14 protein-coding genes are annotated in these 20,898 nt (G+C 73.9%); 7 read left to right on the forward strand and 7 right to left on the reverse strand.

Annotated features, from left to right (window positions below; translation table 11 throughout):
- Nucleotides 1–14 precede the first annotated feature (14 nt).
- Nucleotides 15–833, reverse strand: a complete 819-nt coding sequence (locus tag Dvina_RS24420; RefSeq protein WP_223104781.1) for a substrate-binding domain-containing protein — start codon at nt 831–833, stop codon at nt 15–17.
- A 56-nt stretch (nt 834–889) separates the two neighbouring features.
- Complete coding sequence (locus tag Dvina_RS24425; protein WP_223104782.1) at nt 890–2,359, reverse strand: arabinofuranosidase catalytic domain-containing protein; 1,470 nt, start codon at nt 2,357–2,359, stop codon at nt 890–892.
- Nucleotides 2,360–3,218: 859 nt separating this feature from the next.
- On the opposite strand from Dvina_RS24425, the gene Dvina_RS24430 reads away from it, so the two are divergent.
- Genes Dvina_RS24430 through Dvina_RS24445 form a run of 4 tightly spaced genes read left to right on the forward strand, consistent with a single transcriptional unit; the run spans nt 3,219 to nt 8,153 of the window.
- Complete coding sequence (locus Dvina_RS24430) at nt 3,219–4,283, forward strand: sugar ABC transporter substrate-binding protein (RefSeq protein WP_223104783.1); 1,065 nt, start codon at nt 3,219–3,221, stop codon at nt 4,281–4,283.
- Complete coding sequence (locus Dvina_RS24435) at nt 4,280–5,803, forward strand: sugar ABC transporter ATP-binding protein (RefSeq protein ID WP_223104784.1); 1,524 nt, start codon at nt 4,280–4,282, stop codon at nt 5,801–5,803. Before Dvina_RS24430 ends, Dvina_RS24435 begins: the two co-directional genes overlap by 4 nt.
- Nucleotides 5,796–6,815 (forward strand): ABC transporter permease, encoded by a 1,020-nt coding sequence (locus tag Dvina_RS24440; RefSeq protein WP_223104785.1) that lies wholly within the window; start codon nt 5,796–5,798, stop codon nt 6,813–6,815. Before Dvina_RS24435 ends, Dvina_RS24440 begins: the two co-directional genes overlap by 8 nt.
- Before the next feature lie 27 nt (nt 6,816–6,842).
- The gene (locus tag Dvina_RS24445; RefSeq protein ID WP_223105690.1) at nt 6,843–8,153 is read left to right on the forward strand and encodes an enolase C-terminal domain-like protein; all 1,311 of its coding nucleotides are present in this window, start codon (nt 6,843–6,845) and stop codon (nt 8,151–8,153) included.
- Between the two features lie 8 nt (nt 8,154–8,161).
- On the opposite strand, the gene Dvina_RS24450 is transcribed toward Dvina_RS24445, so the two are convergent.
- Nucleotides 8,162–9,364, reverse strand: a complete 1,203-nt coding sequence (locus Dvina_RS24450; RefSeq protein WP_223092370.1) for an IS110 family RNA-guided transposase — start codon at nt 9,362–9,364, stop codon at nt 8,162–8,164.
- Nucleotides 9,365–9,588: 224 nt separating this feature from the next.
- Here Dvina_RS24450 and Dvina_RS24455 point away from each other — a divergent pair, with 224 nt between their 5' ends.
- Nucleotides 9,589–10,509, forward strand: a complete 921-nt coding sequence (locus Dvina_RS24455; protein ID WP_223104786.1) for an amidohydrolase family protein — start codon at nt 9,589–9,591, stop codon at nt 10,507–10,509.
- On the opposite strand, the gene Dvina_RS24460 is transcribed toward Dvina_RS24455, so the two are convergent.
- Nucleotides 10,439–11,146 carry a FadR/GntR family transcriptional regulator gene (locus Dvina_RS24460; protein ID WP_223104787.1) on the reverse strand — a complete coding sequence of 236 codons (708 nt, stop codon included), beginning with the start codon at nt 11,144–11,146 and terminating at the stop codon, nt 10,439–10,441. The genes Dvina_RS24455 and Dvina_RS24460 overlap by 71 nt on opposite strands.
- Before the next feature lie 146 nt (nt 11,147–11,292).
- Between Dvina_RS24460 and Dvina_RS24465 the strand changes: the two genes are divergently transcribed.
- On the forward strand, nt 11,293–12,318 hold the full coding sequence (locus tag Dvina_RS24465; protein WP_223104788.1) for a zinc-dependent alcohol dehydrogenase: 1,026 nt from the start codon (nt 11,293–11,295) through the stop codon (nt 12,316–12,318).
- The gene (locus Dvina_RS24470) at nt 12,315–13,076 is read left to right on the forward strand and encodes an SDR family oxidoreductase (protein WP_223104789.1); all 762 of its coding nucleotides are present in this window, start codon (nt 12,315–12,317) and stop codon (nt 13,074–13,076) included. The genes Dvina_RS24465 and Dvina_RS24470 overlap by 4 nt, the downstream gene beginning before the upstream one ends.
- Nucleotides 13,077–13,107: 31 nt before the next feature.
- Here the strand turns inward: Dvina_RS24470 and Dvina_RS24475 are convergent, their stop codons facing one another.
- The 3 genes from Dvina_RS24475 to Dvina_RS24485 all read right to left on the reverse strand — a co-directional run bounded on the left by Dvina_RS24475 (nt 13,108) and on the right by Dvina_RS24485 (nt 20,886).
- Nucleotides 13,108–15,900: a hypothetical protein gene (locus Dvina_RS24475; RefSeq protein ID WP_223104790.1), complete on the reverse strand. Its 2,793-nt coding sequence runs from the start codon at nt 15,898–15,900 to the stop codon at nt 13,108–13,110.
- Nucleotides 15,888–18,776: a hypothetical protein gene (locus tag Dvina_RS24480; RefSeq protein ID WP_223104791.1), complete on the reverse strand. Its 2,889-nt coding sequence runs from the start codon at nt 18,774–18,776 to the stop codon at nt 15,888–15,890. Before Dvina_RS24480 ends, Dvina_RS24475 begins: the two co-directional genes overlap by 13 nt.
- A gap of 67 nt (nt 18,777–18,843) precedes the next feature.
- On the reverse strand, nt 18,844–20,886 hold the full coding sequence (locus Dvina_RS24485; RefSeq protein ID WP_223104792.1) for a PQQ-dependent sugar dehydrogenase: 2,043 nt from the start codon (nt 20,884–20,886) through the stop codon (nt 18,844–18,846).
- Nucleotides 20,887–20,898: the final 12 nt, after the last annotated feature.

The raw sequence follows: 20,898 nt of genomic DNA on the forward strand, positions 1-20,898 counted from the left end.
CCCTCGTGGCCCGCTCAGCCGTTGCCGGCGCGGGTGGTGGTGTCGCGCAGCACCAGGCGCGGCCGCAGGGTGCCGTCGGGCTCCTGGCCGATCAGCCCGGCGTGGTGGGTCACGGCGAACAGCTCCAGCAGCGCCGTGACGCAGCGCCGGCCGATCTCGTCGTGGTTCTGCCGGATCGTGGTCAGCGGCGGATGCAGGTAGGCCGCCTCCGGGATGTCGTCGAACCCGACGACGCTGACGTCCTCGGGCACCCGGATGCCGCGCTCGGCGAAGGCGCGCAGGACGCCGAGGGCCATCTGGTCGCTGGCGGCGAAGACCGCTGTCACGGTGCGGCGGCGGGCCAGGCTCAGCCCGGCGGCGTAGCCGGAGCGCGCGCTCCAGTCGCCCTCGAGCATCGGCGGGGCCGGGCGGCGAAACGCGCGATGCGCCGCGCGCCAGCCGGCCACGCGGCTGTGCGTCTCCGGCCAGTCGCTCGCGCCGGCGACGTGCCAGACCTGCTCGTGGCCGAGCCCGAGCAGGTGCGCGACGGCCGCCCGGGCGCCGGCGGCCTGGTCGACGACGATCGCCGGGATGACACCGGCGGCATCGGACTGGATGGCCACGACGGGCATGCCGGCGGGCAGGCGCAGCAGCGCCGTCGGCGGCAGCGAGGCCGCCGTGATCACCCCGGCGACGCACTGGCGGGCCAGCATCGCGAAGGCCTCCGCCACCGTGTGCGGGTCGACGCGGCGCAGCGACTCGACCCGCAGGCTGTAGCCGCCCATGCGGGCGGCCCGTTCGATGCCGAGCAGCGCCGATGCGGCCCCGTGCACGGCGCGGTCGCGGGTGATCACACCGATCACCCGCGACCGGACGTGCTCCGGCTGATGCCGGTCCGTCGGGAGCACCGTCAGCGGTATCCGGCGGCGACGATGTTCGCCTGCACCGCGCTGTCGGTGGCGTCGGACGGGTACCCCGAAACCATTGCCCCTTCATAGAAGGTGCCGGCGCTCTGGTTGGTGTTGGTGGCGCAGCAGTCACCGCCGCTGCCGAGAATGATGGCGCCCTGTTTGCGCATGGGGCTGTAGCCGCGGGGCAGTGCGCCGTCCCAGAGCGTGGTGAGGCTCCCGGACTGGGCGTTGCTGCCCTTGATGGCGAAGCGCGAGGTGCCGTTGTTCTTCAGCATCGCGGTGACGAACTTGCTCGTGAACGCCCGCTGGTTCGGGTTCCAGGAGGAGCTGCCACCCGGGTAGAGGCCGTACTCGAGGTCGGCCTGCACCCACGGACCGCTGCCGGAGCAGCCGCCGAACCAGCAGCTCGTGCCGAAGTAGATGGCGTCCATGGCCCCGGCCCCGTCGGCCTTGCGCGTGGTCTCGCTGTTGCCGTAGTCGAAGCAGCAGCCGCCGTTGACGTGGGTGCCGCTGGTGATCATGTACATGCCCTCGGGAGCGCTGCCGGTGGGCACCCCCGACGCGGAACCGTTGCGCCAGTAGCTGTTGCCCGGGTTGATGTACAGCGAGTACGCCTTGCTGCCGCCGACGGTCAGCGACTCCCGGGTGGCACTCGCGGGGGTGTCCTGGCCGCCCGCGCCGCCGGGTCCCTGGTACTGCAGGTCGTTGCCGTGCCCGGACTGGTCGAACAGGATCGTGACCACGCAGGCCGTGCCGGAGCAGAAGGAGTCCTGGGCGGCCGCGTTCGCCGCACCGCCGCGGGTCACCACCCCGATGTTGCGGGTGGTGTTGTCGGAGGAGCGGCGGATCTGGTACAGGTTGCCGGCATACGAGCCGTAGAGGGCGCGCACGGTGCTGTGGGCCGCGATGCAGGGCGTGCCACCGGCGGCGTAGATGTCGCACGGGCCCTGGCCGGCGGGGGGTGTCGACGTGCTCGGTGAGGCGCTCGGCGAGGTGCTCGCCGACGGGCCGCTCGACGAGGGCGCCGGCCCGGACGTGCTCGGGCTGCCGGTGCAGGTGACGCCGTTGAGGGCGAAGCTCGCCGGCGCGGGGTTGGACCCCGTCGAGCTCGCGTTGAAGCCGAAGCTCGTGGTGGCACCGGTGGCGATGGTGGCGTTGTACGACGCGTTGGTGACCGTCACCGCGCCCGCGGACTGCGAGGCGGTGCCGTTCCACAGCTGGGTGATGGTCTGACCGGCGGTGAACGTCCAGGTGAGCCGCCAGCCGTTGACCGGGTCGCCGAGGTTCGTGACGTCGACGTTCGCGCCGAAGCCGCCGGGCCAGGAGTTGGTGACGGTGTACGTCACCCGGCAGCCGGTGGTGGCCGCGGACGCGAACTGCGTCCCGGCCACCCCGGCGCCGGCGACGGCCAGCGCGGCGGTGAGCGCAACGAGCGGCAGGCGCCGTCGTCGGGTGGTGCGCTCGAGCATCGGTTGTCCCTCCATGAGATCTACCGGTGGCGGCCAGCCGATCGGACATTCGCGAATACATTCGGCAGTGTTAGCGCTCACTTTGTCGATGTCAACCGAGCCCCCGAGCGACGGCGGTGACCACCTCGGCACAACACCCCGGCCGGCTCCCGGCCCGCCTGGCGCGGCGCCGTGCGCACCGGGCGGCACCGCCCGCTGGCTGCTGAAAGTTTCAACTGTGCCAGTGCGCCCGCCGGGCCTGACCACGCCGGGTCCCGGGCCCGTCGTGAGCCTGCGGTGCCGGTTGCCGCGGCCCGGCGGCCCTTGACGACCCGGTTGCGGGCGGTAACATTCGCGAATCTCATTCGCCTGTTTCGGGGCGGTGACGATCACCGGCGGTCGGGCCTCGCCGACTGATGGCGGGCGGCGAGGGCAACCCGATCCCCGTGGCCGTGCGGATGGCAGGCCGCACGGCCACGGGACCCCCGCCCTTGCGAGGGCACCGCGCCGTTCGGCGGCCACCGGCGTGACCGGTCGGCGGCGCCGCATCCGTCGCTGCTCGACCCCGGCTGCGCGCATCGGGCACGGCCCTTCCCCGGGCGTGGCCGCGACGCGAAACATCAGATGTGTGGCGCGAGCGTGCCCGAAAGTTGCGATCCCTCTGGACACGGACCGGCGCTGGATCTATAAAGACATCAGATGAATGTCGCCGTCGACGCTGGCGGCAGCAACACCCCCCTCCAGCGCGGCCTGCCGTCTCGCCGGTTCACACCCCCTATCGCCGCGTGCCCGGCGCCGCCCGCCGCCACGTCGGATTCCTCCGGCCCCCGGCACTTCGCCGCGCTGCGGCATCGAGCGTTCCCACGACCAAGGAGACCCGGTGAACCGCAACGCGCTACTCGGACTGGGCTTGACCGCGGTGCTGAGCACGGTCGTACTCACCGCCGCCTGCGGCAACAAGGACGCATCGCCGGGCGCCGGTGGCTCCGCCCCGCTGATCGGCGTCGACTATCCCCGCTCCGACACGGACTTCTGGAACTCATACATCAAGTACGTGCCGCAGTTCGGCAAGGAGCTCGGCGTCGAGCTCAAGACGACCAACTCCCAGAACGACATCGCCAGCCTCATCTCCAACGTCCAGACGTTCCAGAGTCAGGGCGTCAAGGGCGTGGTGATGGCGCCGCAGGACACGGCCGCGATCGCGCCGACGCTGCAGCAGCTGGCCACGAAGAAGATCCCGGTCGTCACCATCGACACCCGGCCCGACAGCGGGAAGGTCTTCATGGTGGTGCGGGCCGACAACCGCGCCTACGGCACGAACGCCTGCCAGTTCCTCGGCACGAAGCTCGGCGGCCACGGCAAGGTCGTCATGCTCGAGGGCGGGCTCGACTCGATCAACGGCCGGGACCGTACCGAAGCCTTCGAGGAGTGCATGAAGAAGGACTTCCCCGGCATCACCGTGTTCGGCGAGGCGACCGACTGGAAGGGCGACGTCGCGGCGACGAAGCTGCAGACGCGGATGACCTCCGACCCCGACATCAAGGGCGTCTACATGGAGTCGTCGTTCGCCCTCTCGGGCACGCTGCAGATCCTCAAGCAGCGCGGGCTGCAGGTGCCGCCGAGCGACCCCAAACACGTCTTCATCGTGTCCAACGACGGTATCCCGGAAGAGCTCAAGGACATCAAGGAAGGCCTGATCGACGCCACGGTCAGCCAGCCGGCCGACCTGTTCGCCAAGTACGGCCTGTACTACGTCAAGGCCGCCATCGAGGGCAAGACGTTCCAGCCCGGCCCGACCGACCACGGCAGCACCATCATCCAGGTCCGCGACGGCGTCCTCGAGGACCAGCTGGCGGCGCCCCTGGTGACGCTGGACGGGGTCACGATCGGCGGCCGGCCGACGGTGAAGTTCGACGACCGGTCACTGTGGGGCAACAACGCATGAGCGAATCCGGGCCGCGGTCCGGCGATGCACCCGTCGTCGAGGCCGTGCACATCACCAAGCGGTTCGGCTCGACTGTCGCGCTCGCCGACGCCGGCATCACGGTCCGCGCCGGCGAGGCCCACGCGCTCGTCGGGCGCAACGGCGCGGGAAAGTCGACGCTCGTCGGCATCCTGACCGGGCTGCAGGCGCCGGACGCCGGTGCTGTCGCCTTTCACGGCCGGCCCGCCCCGCCGCTCGGCGACCGGCAGGCGTGGCGGCGGCTTGTCGCGTGCGTCTACCAGCGCTCGACGATCCTGCCGGATCTGACAGTGGCCGAGAACCTCTTCCTCAACCGGCAGACCCGCGGCCCCGGCGGGCTGATCCGCTGGCGGGCGCTGCACCGCGAGGCCGAGCGGCTGCTCGCCGACTGGCCGGTCGACGTCGACGTCCGCCGGCCGGCCGCGGCCCTGTCGGTGGAGCAGCGGCAGTTCGTGGAGATCGCGCGGGCCCTGTCGACCGGCGCGCGGTTCATCGTCCTCGACGAACCCACGGCGCAGCTCGACGCGGCCGGCATCGCCCGGCTGTTCCAGCGGCTGCGGGCACTGCGCGATCAGGGCGTGACCTTCCTGTTCATCAGCCATCACCTCCAGGAGATCTACGAGCTCTGCGATCGGGTGACGGTCCTGCGCGACGCCCGGCACATCCGCACCGCACCGGTGGCCGGGCTCGACCGGCAGGCGCTGGTGTCGGCGATGACGGGGGAGGACGTCAGCCTTCCGACGGCGACACCGCGGCCGTCGGCCACGGACGCCCCGGTCCGCCTCAGCGTGCGGCAGCTGCGGACCCGGTCCGGTGCCGAGCTCGAGCTGGACGCGGTCGCCGGTGAGGTCGTCGGGATCGCGGGTGGCGGCAGCAGCGGCAAGGTCGAGGTGGCCGAGGCGATCGCCGGGCTGAGCCGCCCGGCCGCGGGCAGCGTCGCCGTCGGCGGCCGGGTCCTGCGGCCCGGCAGCGTGCCGGATGCGCTCGACGCCGGGGTCGGGCTCGTGCCGCAGGACCGGCACCGGGAGGGCCTCGTCCCGCTGCTGAGCATCGCCGAGAACGTCACGATGGCCGTCCCGGGCCGCGTCCGCCGATACGGCCTGCTCTCGCCGGCCCGCCGCGACGCACTGACCCGGCAGATCATCGACGAGCTGACGATCAAGGCGGACGGGCCGCAGGTCCCCGCGGCCGAGCTGTCCGGGGGCAACCAGCAGAAGGTCGTCATGGGGCGGGCGCTGGCCGGCGAGCCGGCGGTGCTGGTGCTCATCACACCCACCGCCGGGGTCGACGTGCGTTCCAAACAGACGCTGCTGACCGTCGTGCAGGACGTCCGCCGGCGCGGCACCACCGTGCTCGTCGTCTCCGACGAGCTCGACGACCTGCGTATCTGCGACCGGGTGCTGGTGATGTTCCAGGGCCGGGTCGTCGCCGAGAAGCCGTCCGGCTGGACGGACAACGAACTGGTCGCGGCCATGGAAGGGGTTGATCTCGACCATGTCTGACACCATCACCGGCGTTGCGGCGCCACCCCGGCCGTCGCGCCGCCCGCCCGCGATCGCCCGCCTGCGTGACGTGGCGCTGGTCCCGGCGATCGTCGTGGTGGCGATCGTGGGCTTCGCCGTCAACCCCGTGTTCCTCAGCTCGGACAACATCATCAACGTGCTGCAGAGCATGTCGGAGATCTCCGTGGTGGTGCTGGCTGAGACGATGGTGCTCATCAGCGGCCGGATGGACCTGTCCCTGGAGTCGACGTTCGGGCTCGCGCCCGGGGTCGCCGCCTGGCTCATCGTCGACCCGGCGGTCACGCACGGCCTCGGGGTCCACGTGCTGCCGCCCGGGCTGGCCGTGCCGGTCGTCCTGCTCGTCGGCGCGCTGATCGGTGCGTTCAACGGGCTGCTCATCGTCAGGTTCGGGCTCAACGGCTTCATCGTCACGCTCGGCATGCTCATCGTCCTGCGGGGCCTGCTGACCGGGGTCTCGGGCGGCAAGACCTTCTTCGCCCTGCCGGAGTCGATGACGTACCTCGGGTCGGCCGTCTGGCTCGGCGTGCCGGCCTCGGTGTGGCTGTCGCTGTCACTGTTCGCCGTCGGGATCGTCGTGCTCGGCTACACCCGTCCGGGCCGGGCGCTCTACGCGATCGGCGGCAACGCCGACGCGGCCCGGGCGGCGGGCATCCGCACCGACCGGATCCTCTGGTGCACGCTCATCGTGGCCGGCGCCCTCGCGGCGTTCGCGGGCCTGCTCATCAGCGGGCGCCTGGCGGCGGTGCCGGCCGCGCAGGGCAGCGGCGCCATCTTCCAGGTGTTCGCGGCCGCGGTGATCGGCGGCGTCAGCCTCAACGGCGGCAAGGGCACGCTCTTCGGTGCCTTCACCGGCGTCCTCCTGCTGTTCATGATCATTAATGTGCTCACGCTGGCCGGCGTGCCCGCCCAGTGGACGAACTTCCTCAACGGCGCCGTCATCCTCGTGGCCCTGGTGGTCTCCCGGATGACCGGCGGCAAGGCCCAGAACTGATGGAGCACGACACCATCCCGAGGGAGCATCGTGACTGAGCGCATTTCGTCCGTCGACGTCCTCGACGTGCGGTTCCCGACCTCGCGGCACCGCGACGGTTCCGACGCGATGAACCCGTTCCCGGACTACTCCGCGGCCTACGTCGTGCTGCACACCAGCGCCGGGGCGACGGGCCACGGGCTGGTGTTCACCGTCGGCCGGGGGACCGAGATCCAGGTGGCGGCCGTGCGGTCGCTCGCCGCGATGGTGATCGGGCGGCCGGTCGACGCGCTCGTCGCCGACCCCGGCGCCCTGGCCCGCCAGCTCATCGGCGACAGCCAGATCCGCTGGCTCGGCCCGGAGAAGGGCGTGGTCCACATGGCCGCCGGCGGGCTCGTCAACGCCGTGTGGGACCTGGCCGCCCGGCGGGCCGGCCGGCCGCTGTGGCAGCTGCTGGCGTCGCTCTCGCCGGAGGCCCTGGTGGCCCAGGTCGACTTCCGATACCTGCGCGACGCGCTCACCGAGGACGAGGCGCTGCAGCTGCTGCAGGCGGCGGCGCCGGGCCGGGCCGAACGGCAGCGGCGGCTGCTCGAGGACGGCTACCCCGCCTACACCACCACGCCGGGCTGGCTGGGCTACGACGACCAGAAGCTCGAACGGCTCTGCGCCGAGGCGGTCGACGCCGGCTACCGGCTGATCAAACTCAAGGTCGGGGGCAACCTCGCCGACGACGTGCGCCGGATGGGCATCGCCCGGCAGGCCGTCGGGCCGGCGATCGGGATCGCCGTCGACGCCAACCAGATCTGGGGCGTGCCCGACGCCATCCGGTGGATGCGGGAGCTGAGCCGGTTCGACCCGTACTGGATCGAGGAGCCGACCTCGCCCGACGACGTGCTCGGCCACGCCGCGGTCCGCCGCGCGCTCGCCCCGATCAAGGTCGCCACCGGCGAGCACGTCCACAACGCCGTCATGTTCAAGCAGCTGTTGCAGGCGGGCGCCGTGGACGTCGTGCAGATCGACGCGTGCCGGGTCGGCGGGGTGAACGAGAACCTCGCCATCCTGCTGCTGGCGGCCAAGTTCGGGGTGCCCGTGTGCCCGCACGCCGGTGGCGTCGGGCTCTGCGAGCTGGTGCAGCACCTGGCGCTGTTCGACTTCACGGCGGTGAGCGCCACGATGGAGAACCGCTTCATCGAGTACGTCGACCACCTGCACGAGCACTTCACCGACCCGGTGCGCATCCGCGGCGGCCGGTACGTGGCCCCGACCGCGCCCGGCATGAGCGCGCAGATCGTGCCGGCGTCACTTGCCGCGTACCGCTTCCCGGACGGCCCGGCCTGGGCGATCGAGGACGCAGCCTAATGTCTGAGTCAAGAGGCGAGAGCAAAGTTTGCTTGGTAGGGCTGCCGGGTGCGCAGGATGGCGTGCAGGACGTTGATGCGTCGGCGGGCCAGGGCGATGAGGGCTTGGTGGTGCCGCTTTCCTTCGGCTCGTTTGCGGTCGTAGAAGGCGCGGCTGGCCGGGTCTCGTTGCAGGGCGCAGAACGCCGATTGGTAGAAGATGCGTTTGAGGGTTTTGTCGCCGGCGTTGGCGCGGCGCAGGTAGTGCATCTTGCCGGATTGTTGCAGCACGGGGGCGAGTCCGGCTGCGGAGGCGAGCTGGTTGCCGCTGGCGAATCGGCTGATGCCGCCTGCCACGGCGAGGAACTCGGCGGTCAGGGTGGCCCCCATCCCGGGCAGGGACTGGACGAGGGCCGCGTCAGGGTGGCGGGTGAGCGCCTCGGCGAGCCGGGCGTCGATCGCGGCGAGTTTGTCGCGGCCGGCGAGCACCTCGCGGGCGAGGTCACGCACGATGTCGGCAGCGACTGCCTCGCCGGGCACCGTGAGGTGCTGCCCGGTTGCGGCGGTCAGGGCTTTGTCGGCCAAGGCCGTGATGACGGCGGTGTTGTGCCGGCCGGTGGTGCGCAGGTAGGTGATGATCCGGTTGCGGCCGGCGCGGCGGATTTCGGCCGGGGTGACATAGCGGGCCAGCAGTGCGGCATCGGCTTTGTTGGTCGGGTCGAGCACGCGTTCGAGGCCGGGATGGATCGAGGCGAGCAGGTCCCGCAGCCGTGCGATGCGGCGGGTCTGATCGACCACGAGCTCCCGGCGGCGTCCGGCCAGCAGCCGCAGTTCGGCATCGGCGTCGGTGTCGGTGGTGACCGGGCGCAGTTCCTCGCGGCGCAGCCGGATCTGATCGGCGATCACCTTGGCATCGCGCGGATCCGACTTGTGCTCGCCACCGCGGGTGGCCCGCCGGGCCCGGTTGACTGCCAGCCCGGATACGTGGACCAGGTCCAAGCCGGCGTCGCTGAGCATGACCTGCAACAGCCCGGCGATCCCGCCGAGTACGTCGATCGCGACCGTCGCCGGGCCGTGATCGCCCTCGGCCGCGTGGATCTGGTCGATCAACTCATGGATCGCCGCCGGTTCGTTGGCTACCTTGCAGCTGGCCAGCAGTTTCCCGGTCTCGGTGTGCACGATGGCGGCCCAGTGCAGTTCCTTGGCCACATCGACTCCGACCGCGACAGCCATCTGACTCCCTTCTCCCATGGCCTGTCACCGCGCGCTCTTGCCGCCGTCAACGCCCTACACAGCGATGGATCGCAGAGCCCAATCAGCAGTCAGCAAGAGCAGACGAGGCAGGCGGCCATGCGTCCTGAACCATCGACGGCAGCCAGCATGAAAGCCATACCTGCCTCGCCCGCGTCAACCCAGATCAATATCAAACCTGGGCTCGCTATGAAAGGTAGGGCGGCATGATCATCGACGCGCACCACCACCTGTGGCAGCCGGACCGGGGCTATGCATGGCTGCAGGAGCCCGGCCTGGAGCGCATCCGGCGCCCGTTCGGCCCGGCCGACCTGACCGTGGAGCTGGCCGCGAACGACGTCGATGCCACGGTGCTCGTGGAGGGCGGCCGGTGCCACCCGGACGAGGCGGCGGACCTGCTGGCCATCGCGGCGGCCACCGAGCCGATCGCCGGCGTCGTGGCCTGGATCGACATCGCGGCGCCCGACGTGGCCGGCGCCGTGGAGCGCTACCGCCGGCTGGACGGCGGTGAGCTGCTCGTCGGCGTGCGGGCGCAGGTGCAGGGCGAGGCCGACCCCGACTATCTCGACCGCCCCGACGTGCGCCGCGGCCTGGCCGCGGTCGCGGCCGCCGGGCTCGTGTTCGACCTCGTCATCCGGGCCGACCAGCTGCCCGCCGCGGGCCGCGCCGCGGCGGCGGTCGGCGAGCTCAGCCTCGTGCTGGACCACCTGGGCAAGCCCCGCATCGACGCGGGCGCGGCCGGGCTGCGGGCGTGGCGGGAGCCGTTCGCGGCGCTCGCCGCCCGGCCCAACGTCGCCTGCAAGCTGTCCGGGATGGTCACCGAGGCCGGTCCGGGCTGGAGCGCCGAGGACCTCGCCCCGTTCGTCGCGGTCGCCGTGCAGGAGTTCGGGCCCAGACGTCTGATGTTCGGCTCCGACTGGCCCGTCTGCCTGCTCGTCGCCGACTATCGCGGGGTGCGCGACGCCCTGGCCGCCGCGCTGCCACCCCTACCGGCGGCGGAGCTCGACGAGATCTACGCCGGCACCGCGGCGCGGACCTACGCCCTGGCCGAGCGGGTCAGGCCGGCTCGACCGGCACCTGCGCCGGCGCCGCCAGGACCGCACGCAGCCACGCCTCGGAGGTGTTGACGTGCACCAGGGCGCTCGCGTGGGCCAGCAGCTGATCCCGCGCGCGCAGCGCGCGATAGATCGCCGCGTGCTCCTCGATCGTGGTGTGCGCGGAGTTGCCCTCGATGAGCCCCCGCCACACCCGCGCGCGCAGCGTCCGGCTGGACAGGCCGTCCATCAGCGTCGTCAGGGTCTCGTTGCCGGTCGCCGCGATGACGGTGTGGTGGAAGGCCGTGTCGAAGTGGATGAGCTGCTCGTGATCGTCAGCGGCGGCCCGCATGTCGTCGAGGATCCGGCCGAGCTCATCGAGCTGCTCGCCGCTCAGGCGCAGCGCCGCGAGTCCGGTGGCGACCGGCTCCAGCATCCGGCGGACCTCCATCACCTCGAGCAGCGTGTCGTCCTGCAGCAGCTGCACGGCGAGCCCGAGGCCCTCCAGCAGCAGCCGCGGCGCCAGGCTGGTGACGTAGGTCCCGTCGCCGCGGCGCACGTCGAGGACCCGGGCCGACTCGAGGACCTTCACCGCCTCCCGCACACCGCTGCGCGACAGGCCCATCTGGGCGGCGAGCTGCGGTTCGGGCGGCAGCCGTGACCCCGGCGGCAGCTCGCCGCGCTGGATCATCGCCCGGATCCTGGTGATCGCCTCGTCGGTCAGTGCCACCGATCACTCCCTTGCGCCCGCTCGGTCCGCCAGCGCTCACTATAAAGACATCTGATGTCTGCGGATCGGCGAACACCCCTTGAGAAAGGAACGGCAATGCCACGCTGTACCACCACGATCCGGCGGTCCGGCCGCGGGACACGCCAATGACCCGGGCCGCGTACTACCTCGGGGACCGCGCCTTCGCCGTCCGCGACGCCGATCCGGTCGCACCCGGCCCGGGCGAGGTCCGCCTCGACGTCGCCTACACCGGCATCTGCGGCACCGACCTGCACATCCTGCACGGCGCGATGGACCACCGGGTGCAGGTACCCGCCGTCATCGGCCACGAGATGTCGGGCCGGATCGCGGCCCTCGGAGCCGGCGTCGAGGGCCACGCCGTCGGCGATCCGGTGACGGTCATGCCGCTCGACTGGTGCGGCGAGTGCCCCGCCTGCCGCGCCGGGCACACCCACATCTGCCACCGGCTCAACTTCGTCGGCATCGACTCCACCGGCGCGATGCAGCGCTCGTGGACCGTCCCGGCCCGGCTGCTCGTCGCGCTGCCGCCCGGGCTGGCGCTGCGGCACGCCGCGCTGATCGAGCCGACCGCCGTCGCCGTCCACGATGTGCGGCGCTCCCGGCTGACCCGCGGTGAGCGGGCCGTCATCATCGGCGCCGGCCCCGTCGGGCTGCTCATCGCCAAGGTCGCGCAGGCCGCCGGGGCCGAGGTGACAGTGCTGGAGATCGACCCGCACCGCCGCCAGGTGGCCCTGGGGCTCGGCCTCGCGGCGATCGACCCGGCCGGCGTCGACGCCGTCGAGCACGTGCGGGACTGGACCGGCGACGCCGGCGCCGACGTCGTGTTCGAGGTGTCCGGCTCGGCCGCCGGGGTGCGGGCGGCGACGGACCTGCTGGCCGTGCGCGGCCGGCTGGTCATCGTGGCGATCCACCCCGCCCCGCGGGAGGTGGACCTGCACCGGTTCTTCTGGCGCGAACTGGAGATGATCGGGGTCCGGGTGTACCGCCGCGAGGACTACGAGGAGGCCGCGCGGCTGGTCCTCGAGGGGCTGGTCCCGGCCGATGAGCTGATCTCCCGCATCGTCCCGCTCGACGACGTCATGCAGGCGTTCCACGCCCTCGAGGCCGGAGGCGACGTCAAGGTGCTGCTGGACTGCGGAGGCGGCGCATGAGCCCGTTCGACCTGACCGGCCGGCTGGCCGTGGTGACCGGCTGCCGCCGCGGCATCGGGCTGGGCCTGGCCGAGGCGCTCGCCGCTGCGGGCGCCGACATCATCGGGGTGAGCGCGGCGCTGGAGGACACCGGCAGCGAGGCCGCCCGGCGGGTCACGGCGCACGGGCGCTCCTTCACGCCGTACCGGGCCGACCTGGCCGACCGGGCCGCCGTCCGTGCGCTCGCGGCCCGGCTGCGCGACAGCGACCGGCCGGTGGACATCCTGGTCAACAACGCGGGCACGATCCGGCGCGCCCCGGCCGCCGAGCACACCGACGAGGACTGGGACCACGTCCTGGAGGTCGACCTCTCCGCGCAGTTCGTGCTGGCCCGGGAGGTCGGCCGGGCGATGCTCGAGCGGGGCACCGGGCGCATCATCTTCACCGCGTCGATGCTGAGCTTCCAGGGCGGGGTGACGGTGCCCGGCTACGCGGCCGCGAAGTCGGGCCTCGCCGGGCTGACCCGGGCCCTGGCCAACGAGTGGGCCGGCCGGGGCGTCAACGTCAACGCGATCGCGCCCGGCTACATCGCCACCGACAACACGCAGGCGCTGCAGGACAACCCGGAGCGCAGCCGCTCGATCCTGGAGCGGATTCCGGCCGGGCGCTGGGGCACCCCGGAGGACCTCGGCGGTGCCGTGGTCTTCCTGGCCTCCGACGCGGCGCGGTATGTGCACGGGGCCGTCATCCCCGTCGACGGCGGCTGGCTCGCCCGCTGAGCGCCGCGCGGGCCGCCCCGGCGCCCTGACGTCACTGCGGCACCGCCGACCCGATCAGCAGCCAGGTCACGGCCGCGCACGCGGCGCCGACCGGCACCGCGGCGATGACGAGCGCCGCCAGGAACCACCACTCCACGCGGCGCGTGACGCGGGCCGGCAGCCCCTGGATGCGCAGCGGCGCCAGCTCGCGGCGCGGCGTGGTGATCGTCGTGACGGCCAGGCCGGCCAGGCCCAGCAGCACCGAGAGCGCGCCGGCGAAGACGAAGAACCGCAGGGCCAGCGCCGAGCCGGACCGGCCGAGGACGGCGCGCTCGTCGGCGACGGTCCGCCGGCCCACGACGCTCAGCCCGGCCGCGGTGAGCGCCTCGGCGATCGACGGCGGGGCGTCAGCGGCCAGCCACACCTCGCCGAGCCCGGTGAGCTCGGAGTCGGTCGAGGCCCGGTCGGCCTGCTCCAGATCGACGAGCGTGCCGCGCCGGCCCAGCCGGGGCAGCCGGTCGGCGTGGCCCACGACGGTGCCGCCGACCGGCCCGTCGAACGCGGCATAGGCGCCGTCGGGCGGCAGCGGCCCGGTCGACACGAGCGCCAGGGCGGCCGGGACGTCGGGCGGCAGGAGGCTGCCGGCCTCGCGACGCGGGGACGGCGGCAGCGTCACCTCGAGCCCGCCGCCGGTGGCGGTGGCGCTCGCGCCGGCCGGCATCCGCCAGGCGGCGGTGAACGGCTGCCCCTGGACGGTGTGCAGGGCGAGCCGGGCGGGTGCCCCGAGGTTTGTCGGCAGCCCGATCTGGATCGACACGAGCCGGCAGCCGGCGGCGCAGGCCGGGGCCGCGGCGGTGTACGTGTGCCGGCCGAGCGACAGGGCGCCGAGGTCGACAGGCACCCGCTGGACGCCACCGGCCGGCGCGACGACGGCCGTCAGCGTGGCCGGTTTGCCCGCGAGGTCCACGGCGGTCAGGTCGACGCCGAGGGTGGCGCCGGTCAGCGTCACGCCGGGCCCGGCGGCCGGGCGGAGCCGGGCCGCGAGCGCCGACACCGGCTCGGGGGAGTAGCCGGCCGGCCAGTACGCCACCGCGGCCAGCCGGGTCGAGTCGACCGCGAGCGATGAGGGCAGGGCCGTGCTCACGGCCGGGATCGGCACGGCCGCCATCGCGTAGCGGCCCGCCGGGTCGGCCGCGCGGGTGGCCCGCAGCAGCTCGGTCCGGGTGGTCTGGCCGATCGACAGCACGGTCGGGGCGCCCACCGTCAGCTCGGCCCGGTACTGCTGGTCGCGATCGCCGACGACAGTGGCCAGACCGGCGAAGCTGAACGAGCCGAACGCGACCACGAGCAGGACCAGGAGCCGGTGCGCGGCCGGCCGCCGGGCCAGCCGGAACGCGGTGAGCGCGGCGCTCAGCGCACCGCGGCGCAGATACCGCGCGGCCAGCCGGGCCGCCAGCGGCCGCAGCAGCCGGGCCGACAGCAGCGCCAGCGCGGCGATGATCAGCGCGGGCGCGACGAGCGTGACCCCGGTCAGCACGCCGCTGCGCCGCTGGGCGATCGCGGCCGCGGCGATCAGGACGAACACGGTCTCCAGCAGCAGCGTCCGCACCCGGGCGCTCCCGCGGTCCACCTCGCGCAGCAGCGTGCTGACCGGCGCGCTGACGGTCCGCAGCTGCACGACGAGACCGGCGAGCAGCGCCCCGAGGACGGCGATGCCGGCGTAGGGCAGCAGCGAGCGGTCCATGTACGCCGGGGCGGGCGCGGCCGCGCCGACGATCAGCCGCCCCAGGAGCACGCCGACCGGGGCACCGGCGAGCACGGCCAGCACCGTCTCACCGGCCGCGAGCCACCACAGGACGCGTCTGGGTACTCCGCGCAGCGCGACGACACCGTACTCGTAGCGGTGCGCCCGGGCCGTGTTGGCCACCGCGAGCAGGATCACCGCCCAGGCCAGCACGACAACGGGGATCGCGGCGAGCGGGATGACCGCGTGCGCCTCGGCGCGGCTGCGGTCGATGCGGTCGAGCAGGTCCGGCAGTGCGGTGCTCACGCTGATCCGGCCGGTCTCATCCTGCTCGGCGGTGGCGGTGAGCCACTCGCGCAGCGCCGCCAGCCGCTCGACGGTGATCGCGCCGGCCGTCGCCCGGGCCTCGAAGGACTGCAGCTCGCGCGGGTGGTCGATGCCGGCCAGAGTGTTGCGGGCGACGTACATCGGGTCGTTCTGGTAGTCCTGGTCGCTGCGGTCGGCGTGGCCCCAGTAGAGGTCGGCCGGGTCGCGCGGCCTGACCAGCCCGACGACCGTCATCGTCCACGCCGTGCCGGCCGGGACGAACAGGTTGAGCGAGCTGTCGAAGGTGGCCGCCTGGCTGTTCACCCGGGCGCCGACGGCGAGCCCGAGCCGCTTGGCGGCCGCCTCGCTCAGGACCGTCTCGCCGCCGCCCATCAGGCAGCGCCCGGCCACGACGACGACCTGCGCGCACAGGTCCTCGCGGAAGGCGACGCGGCGCACCTGATCGCCCCCGGCCCGGTCGCGGCCGCCCGGCATGGCCAGGAACTCGGTGCTGAAGACGCTGACGAACCCGTCCAGCTGCACCTTCTCGGCGGCGAGCCGCTCGAACTCGTCGGGCATCGCGCCGCCGGAGGCCCGCTCCACCGGCGCCGACACCCAGATCGTGCGCTCGGCCCCGCCGGCGTGGCGCACCTCGCCGGCGACCACCGCCCGGTCGATGGCGGTGAGGTAGATCGGTGCCGCGACCGCCGCCGCCGTGGCCAGCACCGCCAGCAGCCACAGTGCCAGTGCCTGGCCGCGCCGCGCGCGCAGCATCCCCAGCATCAGCGCCGCCACGGCCACCCGCCGGTCCGGTACTGCGGTGCCAGCGCGCAGCCGGCGAAGAGCGCGGCGGCGGCCGCCGTCGTGGCCAGCAGCGCGATCGCGGCGACGCCCGGGTTGCCGGCCGGGGCGGGCCAGGCGTCGGTGAACACCGGTATCGGCGGGTGGGCGATCGCCCGGGCTACGGCCGCGGCCAGCCCGGCGGTCAGCGCGGCCAGCAGGATCGGGACCAGGGCGGCCCAGCGGCCCGCGGCGTGCAGTGCCGCGGCCGGCACGCCCTGACGGCGCAGCGCCACGAACTCCTCGCCGCGGGCCCGGCGCTGCACCGCCGCGATGACCAGGAGGGCGATCGCGGCGGCCAGCAGCCCGAGCCCGCCCATCAGCAGGCCGTAGCGGTCGGCGGCGGCCGGCCCGAACCGCGCCTGGCGCGCGTCGGCGGCGGCGACCGAGTCCTCCCCGACGACGGTGAGCCCCGCGGCGCGCAGCCGGTCGGTCACGTCGGCGGGCGCGCCGGGGGCGAGCCAGACCTGCTGCCGCTCCGCCCGTGGGGCCCCGCCGGCGATCCGGTCGGCGTATTCGAGGTCGACGAGCACCCCGTGGGTGCCGATGCCCGGCAGCAGCGGCGCGGCGATCGGCTCGACCGGCACCGCCCGGCCGCCGAACAGGTCGATCGCCCCGGTGCCCCGCTGATCCGCCGCGGGCGGCCGACCGGCCACCGCGGCCGGCAGCGGCACGGGCGCGTCGACCACGTAGAGCCGCCCGTCGACCGGCAGCTTCGACAGGCCCGGCGTGACGGCGGCGAGGGCGAGGCGCCCGTCGTACGAGCGCATGCTGACCGTGGCGGCCACGTTGCCGGCGCCGGTGCGCCAGCGGCCGGGGTCGGCGAAGACGTCGGGGGTGATGACGGCGCGGCCGTCGGCGTCCAGCCGCTGCAGCTCGACCGCCCGCCCGCCGACCAGCTCGAACGAGACGAGCCGGCAGCCGGAGCGGCAGTCGGGCACGCTCGCGTCGGCGGTGCCGGGCCGGCCGTCGACAGGCGTGAAGCGGGCGGACAGCGGTGCGCCGGTGGCGGTGACGACGAGCGTGGCCAGCAGCACCGGTGGCCCGGTCGGCGGGGCGGCACCGGCGTCGGGCAGATCGTCGCTGACGGCCGGCAGACCGGCCGTCAGGGTGAGGCCGGTGCCGGCGAAGGTGATCGGTGGCGGGGCCGCCGGGCGCAGCCGGTGCGGGTCCAGCGGGGCCGGGCCGGCGAGGACGTAGGGCAGCCGGGGCGAGTCGACCGCGAGCACCGGCTCGCCGCCCGGTCCGAGCCCGGCGACGACGGCCATCGCCTGGTGTCCGCCCGGGTCGGCCGCGCGGACCGCGTTGAGCAGGTGGGCCCGGTCGCCCGGGGCGACGGTGAGGACCCGCTGGCCGCCGACCTCGACCGCGGACCGGTCGTGGCGCGCCTGGCCCGCCTCGGCCCAGTGCTGGGCGGCGACCGCGAGGAGGCATCCGGCCGCGGTGAGCAGGGGCAGCATGCGATACGCGGAGGAGCGCCGGGCCAGCAGCAGCGCGCCGAAACCGGCGGCGACCCGGCCGTTGACGAGCGCCGAACGGCCGGCCGCCGTCGCCGCGGGCACCAGCAGCCGCCCGACGAGGATCGCGGCCGACGCGGCGAGCGTGCCCGGCGCGAGCAGCTGCACGCCGATGGCGCTGTGCGCGGCCAGGCTCTGGTAGATGCTCGCCCCGGCCAGGCCGAGCACGCACACCTCGACGACGGCTGTGCCGAGCCGCGGCGGCCGCGGCGCGGCGGCGTGCAGCAGCCGCTCGACCGGCAGCCCGGTCGTCCGCCAGTCGGCCAGGACCGCGCTGAGCAGGGCCGCGGCCAGCACACCACCGGCGATCGGCAGGCGGGCCGGGCCGTCGGCGAGCACGCCGATGAGCGCGCCCGCCAGTGCGCCGGCGGCCAGCGGCACCCCGGTCTGCCCGCCGGTGGCCGCGAGCAGCCGCCAGCGCCGGGCGCCGCGCAGCGCGAGCTGGGCGGCGTCGGACCGGCGCGCCTCGGCGGCGTAGCGGGCGGCGACCGCCATCGCGAGCCAGCCGATGACGGCCAGCTGGGCGGCGGCCAGGAGCACGCCGCGGGCCACGACCTGCCGGTCGGCGGCGATCCGGTCGGCCAGCGCCGCGCCGGCCGTGTCGACCTGGAACGGCACCCGGCGCATCCGCTCGACGGCGGCCGTGAGCTCGCCGCCGTGGGTGAACACCGACGGGCCGAGCAGTGCGTCGAAGGTGGCGCGGACGGTGGTCGCGGACGCGGCCACGGTGTCGAACGTCGTCCAGGCGGCGTCGGCGCCGCTCCAGTACCACGACAGCGGGTCGGCCGGGCGGTAGATGCCGGCCAGCCGCAGCGGGCGCCGGGGCGCGGCCGGCCCGGTGGTCACGTCGAGCCGGTCGCCGACGCGGACGCCGAGCCGCTCGGCGCTCGGGGCGCTGAGGACCACGTCACCGGTCGCCTGCGGACAGGACCCGTCGACGACGGCGTTGGCGCACAGTGCTTCGCGGTAGCGCAGTGGCAGCGCCAGTTGCCGGTCGCCGGCGGTGAGCGTCGCGGCGACCTCGACGCCGACCGCCTGGCCGGCGACCGGCAGCGCCAGGGCCCGGCCGGCCGAGGCCGCGAACGTCTGCACGACCGTCTCACCGGCCAGGTCGAGGGAGACGGTGCCGGTCGCGGAGACTGTCCGTTCGCTCTGCGGCGCGGCCGCGATACGCGCGTCCGCGGCGGCGTCGGTCGCCCGCGCCGCGTACCACGGGGCCAGGCTCAGGCCGGTGCTGACGAGCGCGGCGAGCAGGAACATCCCTGTGGACACCACGCGGCGGGCGACGATGGCGCCCCAGATCAGCGCGAGCATGCGCCGGCCCGATTCACCGGATCAGTGTATGGAGAATCGGGCCGGCGGCAATCCCGTGCGCCGGCGGCTATCCGCCGAGGGCCACGTGCAGGATCTTCTCGTTGCTGTTGTTGGGGACACTGTCCTTGTCGCCGGCGTTGGAGGTGGTGAGCCACAGCCCGCCGTCCGGGGCCGGCTCGATGGTGCGCAGCCGGCCGTAGGTCCCGACGAAGTACTGCTGCTGCCCGGTCAGGCTGCCGTCGCTCGTGATCGTCGTGCGGTACATGCGGGTGCCCCGCTCGCAGGCGATGTAGAGCGCGCTGCGCACGACGGCGATGCCGCTGCACGAGCCCTGCGCCACGGGATAGGTCGCCTTCGGGGCGAGGTAGCCGGCGGTGGCGCAGCTGCCGGTGGTGCCCTCACAGGCCGGCCACCCGTAGTTGCCGCCCCGGACGATGAGGTTCGTCTCGTCCATGACGCTGTTGCCGAACTCCTGCTCCCACAGCCGCCCCTGGGCGTCGAAGGCCAGGCCCTGCGGGTTGCGGTGCCCGTAGCTCCACACCGCGTTGCCGAACGGGTTGTCGGCGGGGATGGTGCCGTCCGGGTTGATGCGCAGCACCTTGCCGTTGAGCCCGTCGGTCTTCTGGGCGTTGTCGCCGTTCTGCGCGTCGCCGGTCGCGGCGTAGAGCTTGCCGTCGGGGCCGAAGCGCAGCCGCCCGCCGTTGTGGTACTTGTTGCGCAGGATGCCGGTCAGCAGGACCTGTTCGGTGGACGGCACCAGCCGGTCGTCCTCCACCTTCATCCGCACGATGCGGTTGTCCGTCGTGGTGGTGTGGAAGATGTACAGCCAGTGATCGGTCGCGAACGTCGGCGCGATCTCGATGCCGAGCACGCCGCCCTCGCCGTCGGTTCCGGCCACCCCGGGCACGGTGCCGATCGACGTCTTGGTGCCGGTGGCCGGGTCGAGGTGGACGATGTCGAAGAGGTCCCGGCGGGTGTAGAGGACCGTGCCGTCGGGGAGCGTGAGCAGGCCCCACGGCAGGTCGAGCTCGGTGGTGACCTGGGTGACGCCGCACACCGGGTTGGTGCAGGCGGCGCCGGTGGTGACGGTCACGGTGCCGCTCGGGCCGGACGCGTTGCCCTGAGCGTCGCGGGCCACCACGTAGTAGGCGTAGGTGGTGCCGGCGCTGAGGCCGCTGTCGGTGAAGGTCACGGCGTTCTTCACCGTGGCCACCTTGCCGCCGTCGCGGTACACGTCGTAGGAGGCGACGCCGACGTTGTCGGTCGAGGCGGTCCAGCCGAGGGTGACGGTCGTGCCGGCGGCCGAGGCGGTCAGTCCGGTCGGTGCGGTCGGCGGCTGGCTGTCGGCCTGGCACTGCGGCGGCGTGATCGGCACGGTGGCGCTGGCCTGCGAGACGTTCCCGGCCGCGTCGCGGGCGTTGACGTAGAGACCCCACGTCACCCCGGGCGTCACGGTGAGACCGGTCGAGAGCGTCGCCCCGCTGACCGAGGTCATCAGCTGCCCGTCGTGGTACACGTCGTAGTAGGCGACGCCGACGTCGTCGGTGGCGGCGGCCCAGGCGAAGGTGACCGAGTTGCAGGTCAGGTTGCTGACCCGCGGGTTCGACGGCGGCGTCGGCGGCTGCGTGTCGGTGCTGGCGACGCTCCACTGCTGGGTGCCGCGGCCGCTGCAGGTCTGGAGGTTCGCCGGAGTGCCGTTGGCGATGGCGCCGCCGCGGGTGTCGAGGCACAGGCCGGACTCGACGCCGATGATGGCACTGCCGCTGATCCGCCACCGCTGGTTCGCCCCGCCGTGGCAGGTGTAGATCTGCACCTGAGTGCCGGGCTGCGTGCCGTGGCCCACCGCGTCGAGACAGCGGGTGCCGTCGAACAGGCGCAGCTCGCCGGCCGCGGTGGACTGCCACGCCTGGTTCGCCGCCGCGGTGCAGTCGCGGATCTGCACCGTGCTGCCGGCCGTCCCGCTGCTGCCCGCGACGCCGAGGCAGCGGTGGGACGTGACGCCGACGATCGGGACGCCGGTGGCCGCGGACGCGTTCGAGTCGATGCTCACCACTGCGGACGCGGCCGCGATCAGGAGCGCGGCCGTTGCCGCGCGCCAGCGTGCTGACATGGGTGGTCCTCC

The organism is Dactylosporangium vinaceum, assembly GCF_019904175.1.
GTDB classification, from domain to species: Bacteria; Actinomycetota; Actinomycetes; order Mycobacteriales; family Micromonosporaceae; genus Dactylosporangium; species Dactylosporangium vinaceum.

What these genes read in the sequence shown, in the direction of transcription:
- Dvina_RS24425 (WP_223104782.1), bottom strand. Translation starts at nt 2,359, where the DNA reads ATGCTCGAGCGCACCACCCGACGACGGCGCCTGCCGCTCGTTGCGCTC.
- Dvina_RS24435 (WP_223104784.1), top strand. Translation starts at nt 4,280, where the DNA reads ATGAGCGAATCCGGGCCGCGGTCCGGCGATGCACCCGTCGTCGAGGCC.
- Dvina_RS24440 (WP_223104785.1), top strand. Translation starts at nt 5,796, where the DNA reads ATGTCTGACACCATCACCGGCGTTGCGGCGCCACCCCGGCCGTCGCGC.
- Dvina_RS24450 (WP_223092370.1), bottom strand. Translation starts at nt 9,364, where the DNA reads ATGGCTGTCGCGGTCGGAGTCGATGTGGCCAAGGAACTGCACTGGGCC.
- Dvina_RS24455 (WP_223104786.1), top strand. Translation starts at nt 9,589, where the DNA reads ATGATCATCGACGCGCACCACCACCTGTGGCAGCCGGACCGGGGCTAT.
- Dvina_RS24465 (WP_223104788.1), top strand. Translation starts at nt 11,293, where the DNA reads ATGACCCGGGCCGCGTACTACCTCGGGGACCGCGCCTTCGCCGTCCGC.
- Dvina_RS24470 (WP_223104789.1), top strand. Translation starts at nt 12,315, where the DNA reads ATGAGCCCGTTCGACCTGACCGGCCGGCTGGCCGTGGTGACCGGCTGC.
- Dvina_RS24480 (WP_223104791.1), bottom strand. Translation starts at nt 18,776, where the DNA reads ATGCTCGCGCTGATCTGGGGCGCCATCGTCGCCCGCCGCGTGGTGTCC.
- Dvina_RS24485 (WP_223104792.1), bottom strand. Translation starts at nt 20,886, where the DNA reads ATGTCAGCACGCTGGCGCGCGGCAACGGCCGCGCTCCTGATCGCGGCC.